The organism is Mesorhizobium sp. B3-2-1 (assembly GCF_006439515.1).
Classification (GTDB): Bacteria; Pseudomonadota; Alphaproteobacteria; order Rhizobiales; family Rhizobiaceae; genus Mesorhizobium.
The window spans coordinates 54,675-67,436 of the sequence record NZ_VFTI01000033.1 but is presented as its reverse complement, the minus strand read 5'-3'; the positions used below and the strand labels follow the sequence as shown (position 1 = coordinate 67,436).

At 59.8% G+C, this 12,762-nt stretch carries 11 protein-coding genes and 1 pseudogene; 1 reads left to right on the top strand and 11 read right to left on the bottom strand.

The features are described 5' to 3' along the window. Positions 1 to 105: 105 nt before the first annotated feature. Positions 106 to 204 (top strand): annotated as a pseudogene (locus tag FJW08_RS26980) (IS481 family transposase); the annotation flags it as partial. 315 nt (positions 205 to 519) lie between these two features. On the opposite strand, the gene FJW08_RS26975 reads toward FJW08_RS26980, so the two are convergent. The 11 genes from FJW08_RS26975 to FJW08_RS26925 form a co-directional block, all read right to left on the bottom strand. Beyond that, a complete protein-coding gene (locus tag FJW08_RS26975; protein ID WP_140812986.1) occupies positions 520 to 1,839 on the bottom strand; it encodes an extracellular solute-binding protein in 1,320 nt (439 codons plus the stop codon). 92 nt (positions 1,840 to 1,931) lie between these two features. After that, entirely contained in the window at positions 1,932 to 2,777 is an 846-nt protein-coding gene (locus FJW08_RS26970) for a carbohydrate ABC transporter permease (RefSeq protein ID WP_140812985.1), read from the bottom strand. Next, the gene (locus FJW08_RS26965) at positions 2,774 to 3,691 is read right to left on the bottom strand and encodes a sugar ABC transporter permease (protein ID WP_246682590.1); all 918 of its coding nucleotides are present in this window, start codon (positions 3,689 to 3,691) and stop codon (positions 2,774 to 2,776) included. The genes FJW08_RS26970 and FJW08_RS26965 overlap by 4 nt, the downstream gene beginning before the upstream one ends. Positions 3,692 to 3,710: 19 nt before the next feature. Continuing rightward, positions 3,711 to 4,802, bottom strand: coding sequence for a sn-glycerol-3-phosphate ABC transporter ATP-binding protein UgpC (gene ugpC / locus FJW08_RS26960; protein ID WP_140812983.1), 1,092 nt, complete (start codon positions 4,800 to 4,802; stop codon positions 3,711 to 3,713). Positions 4,803 to 4,850: 48 nt separating this feature from the next. Beyond that, positions 4,851 to 6,362 (bottom strand): alpha-N-arabinofuranosidase, encoded by a 1,512-nt coding sequence (locus FJW08_RS26955; protein ID WP_140812982.1) that lies wholly within the window; start codon positions 6,360 to 6,362, stop codon positions 4,851 to 4,853. 183 nt (positions 6,363 to 6,545) lie between these two features. Next, positions 6,546 to 7,472 carry a helix-turn-helix domain-containing protein gene (locus FJW08_RS26950; RefSeq protein ID WP_140764438.1) on the bottom strand — a complete coding sequence of 309 codons (927 nt, stop codon included), beginning with the start codon at positions 7,470 to 7,472 and terminating at the stop codon, positions 6,546 to 6,548. Positions 7,473 to 7,724: 252 nt separating this feature from the next. After that, complete coding sequence (locus FJW08_RS26945; RefSeq protein ID WP_140764435.1) at positions 7,725 to 8,663, bottom strand: sugar phosphate isomerase/epimerase; 939 nt, start codon at positions 8,661 to 8,663, stop codon at positions 7,725 to 7,727. A gap of 25 nt (positions 8,664 to 8,688) precedes the next feature. Beyond that, entirely contained in the window at positions 8,689 to 9,681 is a 993-nt protein-coding gene (gene iolG / locus FJW08_RS26940; protein WP_140764433.1) for an inositol 2-dehydrogenase, read from the bottom strand. A 94-nt stretch (positions 9,682 to 9,775) separates the two neighbouring features. Further along, positions 9,776 to 10,594 carry a carbohydrate ABC transporter permease gene (locus FJW08_RS26935; RefSeq protein ID WP_140812981.1) on the bottom strand — a complete coding sequence of 273 codons (819 nt, stop codon included), beginning with the start codon at positions 10,592 to 10,594 and terminating at the stop codon, positions 9,776 to 9,778. Then, complete coding sequence (locus FJW08_RS26930) at positions 10,591 to 11,499, bottom strand: sugar ABC transporter permease (RefSeq protein WP_140812980.1); 909 nt, start codon at positions 11,497 to 11,499, stop codon at positions 10,591 to 10,593. The genes FJW08_RS26935 and FJW08_RS26930 overlap by 4 nt, the downstream gene beginning before the upstream one ends. Then, positions 11,499 to 12,758 (bottom strand): extracellular solute-binding protein, encoded by a 1,260-nt coding sequence (locus FJW08_RS26925; protein WP_181183059.1) that lies wholly within the window; start codon positions 12,756 to 12,758, stop codon positions 11,499 to 11,501. The genes FJW08_RS26930 and FJW08_RS26925 overlap by 1 nt, the downstream gene beginning before the upstream one ends. Positions 12,759 to 12,762 lie beyond the last annotated feature (4 nt).

The following is a 12,762-nucleotide window of genomic DNA, read 5'->3' as shown; positions in this document are numbered from 1 at the left end:
GCGATCGCCACCCCGCAGATGTCCTCACTGTCAGAAGCTGCCCGCACACGCCCTCAAACCTAAACTGCCAAAGTAGTACTTGTCTCCCGAATCAAAGGAGGCAGCCTGGCTCAGGTTCTCCATGGGAGCGGCACGACGACAGAGGCGGTCCGTCGAGCGATACAACATAGTCAAGAGAGCTTGAGGGCGCTGGCCAAGCGCTACGCATACAACTTCGCCCGGAGGCTCAAAACCCTCAAGGGCCTCACGCCTATGAATTCATCTGCAGGGCGTGGACTACATGACCCGAACGTTTCGGACTCAATCCGCTCCAGCAAATGCCGGGACTGAACATCCAGGGTACTCCGCGTCATTTCCATTCGGATCCGACTGGCTCAACGTCATCCGTGGTTGCGTCAAAGCGCGATATCCCATGTACCTTACAGGGTCGACGGTCTCACTTCGTCATCTGACAGAAAAAGCCCCCGCGACTGTTTCCAGCCGCGGGGGCGTCGGGACAACTCCCCGGGAAACCTGTGGTCAGATGTTGGCAAGCAATTCGTTGACGCGGCTTTCCATGTCCGCAAGCGCGGCGTCGACGTCTTTCTGGCCGGTGATTGCAGCGCTCATCTCTTCGCCGACAATGTCCTGGATCGCAAACTGACGCTGCACCGCTGACGGCAACGGCCTGCCTAGATCGGAGATGGCGGCAATCGTGTTGCGATGCGGCAGTGCCTTGAATGCGTCCGAGGTGATGATGGCCTTGTATGCTGGCAGGTGCCCGGTGCGCGACCATTCGAAGTCGTTGTCGGCGAAGAACTTCAGGAACTTGCCGATGGCCGCGGTCTGTTCAGGCGTGCGGTCCTTCTGCGAGACTGCCCAGGTGTGGCCATCGGCATATTGCGCATGGGCGCCGCCAAACAGCTGCGGGTACGGGTAGACCGCGTAGCCGCCCTTGTTGAGCGCCGTGCCCTTGGTTTCGGACTGGGCATTGTTGTCGCCGACGACCCACGTGCCGTTGAGCTGAACGCCACCGTCACCGGCAAGGAAGGCGTTGATAGCGCCGCCGTAGTCGAGGTCCTTGGTAGTGTAGCCCTTGTCGAAGATCGCCTTGTACATCTCTACGACCTTCTTGGCTTCCGGCGTATTGAGCTTCACATGCTTCGGATCGGCAAAAAAGTCGGAATCCTGCTGGAAGAGATAGGTGTAGAGATTGCGCGTGTAGAGTGCCGTCTCATTGGCCAGGTTTTGAACGAAGTAGGGCTTGCCGGTTTTCTGTTTGAACTGTTCGGCCTGGGCGAGCAGTTCCTCAGGCGATGTCGGAAGCATCGGAGTGCCGTCGGCATTGACGAGACCAGCCTGTTTGAAGAGATCCATATTGATGTGATAGAGCATCGTCCAGCTGTCGATCGGCAAGCCGTAGATCTTGCCGTCTTTGGTGGCGCCGTTGCGCGCTGCGTCCGTGAAGGCTTCAGGTGTGACGCCGATGGACTTCAAGAGATCGTCGAGCGGCATCAACAGGCCCTTGGACTGATAGTCCGACAGCGCGGATTCGTGGATCGTGACGATGTCTGGAGCATCGCCCGAAGCGAATTGTGCGGTCAGCTGGTCATAGCCCGGCCATTCCACGGTGGTGACGTTGATGTGCACGTCGGGATTGTCGGCGTTGAACTTGTTGATCAGCGACGTGATGATGCCGCATTCGCCAACAGCCTTGCCGACATCGGTGCTTGTGCCGAAATTGGCATCGCAGGCACCGAAGAAGCGCTGCACGGTCAGTTCCGTCGCTGCAAGGCTCGGGCTGGCGAGCAGCATTACGCCCGCGGAGACCGCGGCAAACAGTATTTTCTGCATTTTCATATCAGTTCCTCCTACTGAGTTTCCGCCTCTCCACCCTGGATTGGCTTCATGCTTTCCGTCGCCGCAGCGCACTCCTCTGTCGGGCAATTTCGTTATCGGACCGCGGCGCCTGAGACGGCCGTAACGATGTATTTCTGGAAAAGGAGGTAGACGATGAGGATCGGCGCGCCAGCGAACACCGCCTGCGCCATCAGGAAGCCGATACCTTCAGACTGGGCGAAATTGGTCTGTGTCGAAGCCATGCCGACGGTCAGCGTGTACATGTCCTTCTTGGTTGCCGAGATCAGCGGCCACAAATAGTCGTTCCATGCGCCAAGGAAGGTGAAGATGCCGAGGGTTGCCTGTGCAGGCACCGTGAGTGGCAAAAGCACCTTCCAGAAAATCCTGAACCGGCTGGCATTGTCCAACATGGCGGCTTCGTCCAGCTCCTTCGGGATGGCCTTGAAATATTGGGTCATCAGGAAGACGCCGAACGAAGCCGACAGGCCGGGGAGAATGAGCCCGTGATAGGTGTTGTGGAACTTCAGTATGCTGAAGATCTGATGGCGGGCGACAAGCACGGCCTGTTCCGGAACCGCCAGACCGAAGAGCACGATCACGAACAGGATGTTTCGGCCGGGGAAGTTCAGCCGTGCAAAACCATAGCCGGCGAGCGATGACAAAACCAGCGTGCCGAGTGTCAATCCGCCCGAGACGATGATGCTGTTGCCCACCCAGAGGAATACCGACGAGGTACCAATGGTGTTGAGGTAGTTCTTGAGGGTGTAGGGCGCGTGAAACACCGAATTCGGATCGGCCATCAGCTCGGCATTTTCCTTGAGCGACAGGCCGATGACCCACAGAACCGGGGCGATCATGACGATCGAAAGCAGGATGACGAGGGCCAACAACACGCGGTCGCCAAATGCCCGTCCCTTGATGGAGGCTGGAGCACTCATGCCTGGTGTGCCTTGTTGCGTGTGACGAGGTACTGGGCCATGGCTGCGATCAGGATGAGGATGAACAGGATTTCCGATGCCGCGGCACCCATGCCCAGGTCCCAGCGGCGGAATGCGGTGTCATAGATGTAGAGCACGATCGGCTTGGTCAGGTTGTTGGGACCGCCGCGCGTCATCAGCCAGGCCTGGCCGAACAGCTGGAATTGCAGCACGATCTGGATGATGATCACCAGGACGAAAGTGCGTTTGATCGACGGCAGCGTGATCGAGCGTAAGGTCTGCCAGCGATTGGCATTGTCGAGGGCCGCCGCTTCGTAGATATCCTGCGGTATCTGCTGCAAGGCCGAGAGAAAGAGCATCATCGGCAGACCGATGCACCACCAGACGGTGGCAACGGCGATACCGATCATCGCAAGGCTTGGATCGGAAATGAAAGCTGGGGCGGTGGCACCAAACCATCCGTAGATCGTCGACAGCAGGCCGACATTCGGAATGAACACGATGCGCCAGATCAGTGTGACGATGGTGACCGACAGCACCGAGGAGGAAAAGAACAGGGTCCGCAGCACAGCGGCAGTGCGCGTGCGGCGGTTGAGGCAAAGCGCGAGGAAAAGGCCGATCAGCGCCAGCGTCGGCACCGTCAGGAGCACGAAGTAGAAGGTGTTCCAGACCGATTGCAGGAACACCTTGTCGTGAAACAGCCTGATATAGTTGCCAAGACCGACAAAATTTCCGGACGAGAAAGTGTCGGCCTTGTGGAAGCTCAGCCACATCCCCCAGAGGAGCGGGAAGATGAGCAGCGTCGTGAAGAAGAACAGGAATGGCGCGACGAAAATGAAATTTCGCCATTGCGGCGCGTAGATATCGACGCTCGGGGCCCTGACGCTGGCAGCCGGCGTTGCGGTCCGCGGCATCGTCCACCCATCGGCCACGTCAGGCCTCCCTCGTGTGCCAGGCGCGCCCTGTCTCATTGAACAGATGCGATTTCTGGCCATCGAAGGCTAGCCCGACCTTGTGGCCGACAGCGACACGACTGTTGCCGACATCGGAGCCGATGATCTGCTGGCCATCGCCCAGCCGTGCGTAGATCAAGGTGCGTTCGCCGAGCCGCTCGAGCACATCGACCACCCCGTTGGTATTGCCCTGCCCTGCAGGAACGATGCGGACATCTTCCGAACGGATGCCGAAGCTGTGCTTGCGATCGGTCAACTGGCTGGACGCGATCTCGGTCTGAACCGACGTCCCGTCCGCCAACCTGACTGAGGCGTTCGCACCCGATCTGTCGAGCGTCGCCTCGACAAAATTCATCGCCGGCGCGCCGACGAAGCCTGCAACGAATTTGGTCGCGGGGCGCTCGTAGATCTCCATGGGAGAGCCGATTTGCTCGATCCTGCGATTGTTCATGACGACGATGCGGTCGGCGAGCGTCATCGCCTCGACCTGGTCGTGGGTGACGAAGATCATTGTTGATTGCAAGCGCTGGTGAAGCTGGGCAAGTTCGATGCGCGTGCGGGTCCGCAAAGCCGCATCGAGATTGGAGAGCGGCTCGTCGAACAGGAACGCCTTCGGCTCCTTTACGATCGCACGGCCGATGGCGACGCGCTGGCGCTGGCCGCCCGAGAGCTGACCCGGTTTGCGCTCGAGCAAGTGCGCCATTTCGAGGATGCGGGTGGCTTCGTTGATCCGCGCGTCAATGACTTCGCGCGACATGCCGATATTCTCAAGCCCGAAGGCCATGTTGTCGCGCACGCTCATATGCGGATAAAGCGCATAGGACTGGAACACCATGGCAATACCGCGCTTGCCCGGCGGCAGATGATCGATACGCTCGTTGTTGATGACGATCTCGCCGCCATCAACAGTTTCGAGGCCTGCGATCATTCGCAGAAGCGTCGATTTCCCGCATCCGGACGGCCCGAGAAACACGATGAATTCGCGTGCCTTGATGGAGAGCGACAGATCCTCCAGCACCGTCATGGCACCGAAATGCTTGCTCACATTCCTGATTTCGATCTCGGCCGTCACGTCGACGCTCCTCCTCAGCGCATGCACTTTTCGATGGTTCGCCCGAGGTCAGAGTTTCAGGCGGATCATCTGGTAGGAATAGGCCGGCAGCGATAGGCTCAGACTGCCGCCAGCCACCGAGGCGCCCTCCCCCTTCCTGGGGCCGACGTTGCCGGGATTCCCGGCCGAATTGACGGCTTTCAAATCCACGTGCGTTATCACCTGGTGATCAACGATGTCTGCCGCGCCGAAACCGGTGATGTCGATCACGGTTTCGATCGCCTCGCTCGAATGCCGGTTGACGGCGAAGAAGGTGACATGGCCGGTTTTGGTGTCATGCACGCCGGCCACGTCGACGCAGGAAACCTCGCCCGCGACGGTGGACTTGTAGGTCGGGCTGTCCAGCTTAAGATCCAGCGCATTGCCACGTCCGTAGATCGAGGCATAGAGATAGGGATAGAATATCGTCTGGCGCCATGCTGGGCCATCCGGAACGGTCATGATCGGCGCGATCACGTTCACCAGCTGCGCCAGGCAGGCGATCTTGACCACATCGGAACGACGGATGAAGGTGTTGAGGATCAGGCCAACCTGCAGCACGTCCTCGAAATTGTAGATGTCTTCGAGTAATGGTGGAGCGAAGGGCCAACCGTCATTGCCGCTGAGGATCTTCTTGTCCTGCTCTTTGGAGTGGTACCAGACGTTCCATTCGTCGAACGAGATGTAGACCTGCTTGCTGGAGCGCTTCTTGGCCTTGATATAGTCGATGACGCCGGCGACCGAGACGATGTAGGCGTCGAGCTTCTCGCTCATCGCGAGATAATTCGGTGCGTCATTGGCTTCGTTGTCGAAATACATGTGCAGCGAGATGTAGTCGACCTCGTTATAGGTATGGTCGAGAACGGTGGCCTCCCATTCAGGATAGGTTGGCATCTTGGCATTCGAAGAGCCGCAGACCACCAGTTCGAGCGACTTGGAAAAAGCGCGCATGGCTTTGGCGGTCTCATGGGCTAGGCGGCCATACTCATCGGCGGTCTTGTGGCCGATCTGCCAGGGGCCGTCCATTTCGTTGCCGAGGCACCACAGCTTGACGTCGAAGGGCTCCTTGCGGCCGTTGGCGATACGCTTGTCGCTCCACTCACTTCCGCCTGGATGATTGGTGTATTCAAGCAAGTTGCGTGCTTCATCGAGGCCACGCGAGCCGAGATTGACGGCAAGCATCATCTCGGTGTTGGCGGACGCGCACCAGTTCGCAAATTCATGCAGGCCGACTTCGTTGCTTTCCGACGTGTGCCAGGCGAGGTCGAGGCGCACCGGGCGTTCTTCCTTGGGGCCGACACCGTCCTCCCAATTGTAAGCGGACACGAAATTGCCGCCGGGATAACGGACGATCGGAACGTTGAGTTCCCTGACAAGATCGATGACGTCTTGACGCATGCCATTGGTATCTGCCGTTGGATGGCCGGGCTCATAGATGCCGGTGTAGACCGCCCGCCCCAGATGCTCGATAAAGGATCCGTAGAGCCTCGGATCGATTTCCGAGACAACATAGTGCGGATGCGCCGTAATGGCTGCCTTCATGCATTCCTCCCTCAATATCACAAATAATGATTTACATCACCTTATCCGATATCAAAGGGAAGCAGGACCCATTCGTCAAGCGAAAAACCACCAAAAGTCTGACAATTGACTGACAATCTCGGTCGTAAATGGAATCAATATATTGAAATCACTGCGCTATTTTTGAGACCCGATTTGATGATATCAACCGGTTTTGATCCTGAGCAGGATGTCCTGATCGTAATTTCCAAATCCCTTGCCGAAAATATTGATGCCGCCGGGACGCTTGGCATCGTCCTTGACGCCAATACGGACCCGGATTGAATGATGACCCTTGAGGTCGAGGACGGCGAGGCTGGTTTCTGAAATCCTGACACCGTCGACATAGGTGCCGTCGGTGGAAATTCGCCAGTTCTTCAGCTTGCCATATTGCGAGCCCTTGAGCTTCCACCAAGAGGGCGTGAAGACGCCGCGCTTGTCGCCGAAATCGCCAGGTGACGTCCACGTTCCGACGTCGACGCCATTGATCGTCAGCGTAATGTCGGAGGGCCAATCGGCGCTGGTGCCAGGCACTTCCGAGGACAGCTCCGTCACCAGTTCGAGTTCGGTAATCTCGGCATTGGCGAGTTTGGCATTGTTGGGAAACTGGTATTCGACAAAGCCGCGCGTGAACCACAACAGACCAGCCTTCATACGGTCTGGGTCGAGGAAAGTGTTGGGCACATCGAGGAGACCAATAATCCCATCCGCCGAGCAGAGACCGCAGGGCGCGGTGACCTCGAATCCAGTGTATAGCCCAATCGGCATCGACACTTCGATCGCGTCGTTCTTGAGCGAACGATACTCGCTCTTGAAGACCACGAGCACTTCCTCAGCGGTCGGATAGCAGATCTTTTGGCTGCCCTTCTTCGCCTTCTGGTTCTCGGTGCGGATCAGGCCAGCATCCTCGAGCACCTGTATATTGGTCGAGACCGTCGACTGCGGCAGCGACAGCAGGGCGGCGATGTCATTGACATTCATCGGCCCTTTCTCATGCAGCAGTTTCAGCATCGAGATGCGCGCCGAAGAGGCCAGCCCCTTGAGGACGGCCATGCCTTCCTCAGGTTCGATCACCAGAAAATTGCGACTCATCGATTGGCCAGTCTAAATGAAATCCATATCCGAAATTGTCGTGTATATCTTGGAATCTGATTTAATCAATGCGCTGACCGACTCCAAGTCACTTTTATTGATCGCAACCGCGCAGTGTTGGGCGCGCGGGCCACGCCGGAGGATCAGGTTCGGCACGGGCACTTCGGACGCCGCCAAAGCTCGGCTCGTCGGAGATCGCAAGTTCATCGTCGGGCGATGCTCTCTCAGCCCGAACCTCGGCAAGTCCCCGCTTTATTTAAGGTTGATTGCGACGTTGCGCAGGAGCGCAACGGATTTTCGCATACCTTCCATCGGGGTCAGCATCACGTCCTCGTGCTCGATTGACAAGACATCGTCGTAGCCAACCTGCTTGAGCGCGGTACAGAACTGCCGCCACCAGGTCTCACCGTGACCGTATCCGAGTGTGATGTAATTCCAGGCTCGTTCGGCATAGAGGTTCGGTGGGCGCGAATCGAGCGTGCCGTCGATGGCCGCGGTGATTGGCTCAATCCGGGTATCCTTGGCGTGGACATAGTAGATGGCCGAGCCGAGCGTGCGAATGGCGGCAATCGGGTCCGCCCCCATCCACAGCGGATGACTAGGGTCATAGTTGGCGCCAACCGTTTCTCCGACAGCGTCCCGGAGCTTGAACAATGTCTGGACATTGTACACGGCCTGATGGCCATGCAGTTCCAGGCATAGCTTATGAATGCCGAGGTTGTTTGAAAACGCCACGAGGTCGCGCCAGTAGGGAATTATCCGCTCTTCCCACTGATAGCGCTGGATCTTGAGGCATTCCGGCGGCCAATCGGTGATGATCCAGTTCGGGTTCGCGTCACCTGGTCCGCCCGGCAGGCCCGACATCATGACTACACGATCGATCTCCATCAGGCCGGCCAGCCGAATGGTGTCCTGTGTCACGTTATGGTGGACCTTCCCCTCCGGTCCCGGGTGCAGTGGATTGCCCGAGCAATTGAGCGCTGCGATGGTCAGTCCGTGACCCCGGATCTTGGCAACGAATTCCCTGCGCGTGGCGGCGCTTGCCAGCATGGCCTGCAGGTCGATATGGGGCGCCGACGACCAATTGCCGCAGGCGAACTCCAATGTCTGAAGTCCAAGCTCGGCCGAGGCGCGCAGCATCTCGTCGAATGAGAGGTCGCCGAGGCTGTCCGTAATCATCCCGATCTTCATCTGGAAGCTCCTCGTTTCGATTGCACTAAAATCTAACGGTCTCGAACCTGCCCGACTTGGCGGAGGCAAGCGCCGCCTCGCACAGGATCATCGCTTTGCGGGCGTCGCTTGCTGTGACGTCGGGCCGTCGCCCTGTTTCGACGCAGATAATGAAATGATCGATCTCGGCGGCGTAGGACTCGGCATAGCGCTCAACGAAGAAGTAATAGGGCTTGTCGCGCGATATCGCCTTTGCGCCTGATATTTCGACCGATGTCGGCATCCTGTTGCCGGCCCGCAGCATCCCATCCGCGCCATGCACCTCGATGCGCTGGTCGTAGCCGTAGGCGGCCCTGACGCTGTTGTTGATATGACATTGCCGGCCGGACGCCGTGCGCAGCACGAACATCGCGGTATCGTAGTCCCCCAGCTTGGCATATTGCGGCGCGACAAGTGACGACCCGGTCGCGAAGAGTTCCACCGGCTCCTCGCCCAATAGGTTTCGTGCCATGTCGAAGTCGTGGATGGTCATCTCCCGGAAGACGCCCCCTCCTCCGGCCAGCGCTTCCTCGGTTTCCGGTTCCGGATCCCGGCTGGTGATGATGACCTGTTCAACGGCGCCGATCTCACCTCGCCCAAGGCGCGTCTTCAGCGCCCGAAAACTCGGGTCGAACCGACGGTTGAATCCGATCTGAAAGGGCACACCTGCCTTCTCGACAGCCGCCAGACATTGATCCGTGCGCTTGAGATCAAGATCGATCGGCTTTTCACAGAAGATCGCCTTGCCTCTGGCGGCCGCGGCCATGGCCAGGTCCGCATGCGTTCTCGTTGCCGAAGCAATGAACACCATGCGGATCGATCGATCATTCATCACGGTCTGGGTGTCGGCGATCTCGGCCCCTGTCAGGGCAGAGACCTTCGAGGCCGCCTCGGTGTTCGGATCGACGATGTAGCGCAGGCGCACGCGGGGATGGCGCGCCAGATTGCCGGCGTGCACCTGGCCGATGAGGCCCGCTCCAAATAGACAGACATCGATCATGCGTTTGATTTCCCTGAAAGGCCGCGCGGTGCCGGGCTGCCATGTGCGTGGCCGAGGCGACTTGATTGAGGTGGGTGGCTGCCGGGCCGCGTCGTCATTTCACGGCTCCCATGGTCAGCCCGCGAACCAGATGGCGCTGCACCAGCAGCGCGAAGAAGACGATCGGCAACGCGCCGATGACGCCGGCCGCCGACATCGAGGCCCAGTCGGTGTCGATGCGGCCGATCAGCGTGGCGGTGCCGCGCGGCATCGTCATCGCCCGGGGCGTGGCCGTCAGCGCCAGCGCGAACAGGAATTCGTTGAAGGTGACCAGCACGGCAAAGATGGCGGTCGCCGCGAGGCCGGGTGCCGCCAGCGGCAAGGTGATGCGCCGGAACGCACCGAAACGGGAATCGCCATCGACCATGGCGGCTTCCTCCAGATCCACGGGGATCTCCCGAAAGAAGCTCTCCATCATCCAGACGCAGAAGGTGATGTTGAAGGCGGTGTAGGTGGCGATCAAACCCAGCCAGCTGTCGAGCAGGCCGAGTTTGAGCATCAGCAGGTAGACCGGAATAAGGATGACGACCGGCGGCACGATGCGCAGCGTCAGCAGGAACAATCCGACCTTGCGCTCCATCGCGAAAGGCAGACGAAAGCGCGCGATCGCATAGGCGCCCATCGCGCCGGCCACCAGGGCGATCGCAACGGAGAAGAACGTCACCACCAGCGAGTTGGTCAGATAGGCGCCAAACTGCTTCTCCGTGAACAGCCTGATGTAATTGTCCAGTGTCGGGACATGCGGATAGAGCGTGCCCTCCTGGGTGATCTCGCGATTGGACTTCAGCGATGTCGAGACAAGCCAGTAGATGGGCAAGAGCACGATGGCCAGCACCGCGCTCATCACCCCGATCCGGGCCAGACGACTGTTCATGACGCGTCGACCCTGCGCAAAAGCCGCACAGCGCTGAAGGCCAGCGCAAGCACGACGAGACCGATGGTGACGAAAAGTGCTGCTGCATAGCCCGTCTGTTGGAACTTGAAGGCAGTGTCGTAGCCATAGATCGAGACCAGCCGCGTCGCCTCGCCCGGTCCGCCCCGGGTGAGCACGAACACCTGGTCGAACGTGCCGAAGGCGTCGATTGTTCGAAGCACGATGGCGATCGCCAGCACGGGCCGCATCATCGGAAAGGTCAGGTCGGCAAACACCCGCCAGTTGCCGGCGCCGTCGACGCGGGCGGCCTCGAAGGGTTCGTGCGGCAGCGACTGCAGGCCGGCCAGCAGGATCAGGAACATCAGCGGCGTCCATTCCCAGACATCGAGAACGACAAGGCCGAAGAAGGCCTTGACGGGGCTGCCGAGGATCTGCGCCTGGCCGCCGCCCATCCACTCGGAAATCGCCGTCAGCATACCGGCGTCGCTGGCATAGATCAGCCGGAAGACGATGGCGACGACGACGGGCGTTATCACCATCGGGATGATCAGGATCGTCCTGAGCAAGCGGATGCCGCGAAACTCCCGCAGGCAGAACAATGCCAGCGCAAAGCCCAGGATTGCCTCGAAGGTGACCGACAGGGCGACGAATTCGACCGTCACCCGGAGCGAGTTCAGAAACTGCGGATCGCTCCACAGCTTGATGTAGTTCTGCATGCCGACATCGGCGACGACCGAGCCGTAGCGATAGACCTTGGTGCTGGCGCGCAGACCGTCCCACAAGGGATAGACGAGCACGCCAAGCACGATCAGCAGGCCTGGCGCCAGCATGAGATAAGGGAGGGCGAGGTCGAGCCCCGCCCCCTGCAGACGGTATTTGCGGCTCTGCGTCCCGCCATTTGCCATCAGTAGTAGCCGACCGAAGACAGGTAGTCCTTGACCTGCTTGGCGGCATTGTCCAACGCGGCGCCGCCGCCCGAGCCGGCCTGCAGCGCCTTGTTGAGCTCGATGCCGAGCAGCTCCTCGACCTTGGCCCAGTCCGGCGTGCGCGGCCGCGGCAGCGCGCCGGCGTCGAGCTGCTGCAGAGCGACCGGGATCAGCCGGTTGCCGGGCTTGGCGATGCCAAAGGCGCTGCGCTTGACCGGAATGGAACCTGCTTCCGACAGCTTGGCCTGGATGTCGGCGCTGACATACCACTTCAGGAATTCGACCGAATTGGTCTTGTTGGGCGCCGATTTCGGAATGCCGGCGATGAAGATGCCCATCTGGGCGATCGCCGCGGTCTGCTTCGGCACGACGCCGAAATCGAGCTTGCCCGCGACTTTGGTCTGCGTTGGATCATCGGCCTTCAGCGCATTGCCGGAATACTGGATGATCGCGCCGGCCTCGCCGCCCAGGATCGCCGCACCTTCCTGATCGGAGTCGAATTCGACGACGCCGCTCGGCGCGTTCTGCTTCATCGTGCCGACGAAGAATTCGGCGGAGGCCTTGCCTTCGGCGGAATTGAAAACCGGATTCCATTTGTCGTCGAAGAAGGAGCCGCCAAACGACAGGAAGACCGGATACCAGCTGGTCACGATCGGATTTCCGGAAACGCCGCGGAACACGACCGGATATTTGATCTTGCCGGCCGCAACGCCTTCCTTGCCCTTGGCGATGACCTCGTCCCAGGTCTTCGGCGCGCCGCTCGTGTAGACATCGTTGCGGTAGGTCAGGGTCTGCAGATCGCCGACGAACGGCACGCAGATCAGCGTCGGCGTGGCAGTCTCGAAGCCTTTCACGCGCGCGCCCTTCTGCGGCGGCCAGTAGCCCATGTCGATCATCGAGCCGATCCAGTCCTTGTCGCCGCCGTCGATACCGGCCGCGCCGAGATCCTCGAGCACATTGGCGGCGCCGAACTGCGGCACCCATGGGTCGTCGAGAAGATAGAGGTCGTACTGGCCGGCGCTGTTCTTGGCGTCGGCGAACCACTTCTCGAGCGTTACGCCATATTCATCCTCGAGGAATTCGATGTCGAAGCCGGCATCCTTGGCCAGTGGGATGATCTTCTGCTTGAACGGCGTCAGGCCGCCATCGGCGAAGGCCCCAATGATCACCTTCTTGCCGGCCGCCCTGGCCGGGACAGGCAGGCCGATTGCGGTAAGGGCGGTGGTGGCAAGCGCCAAGCCA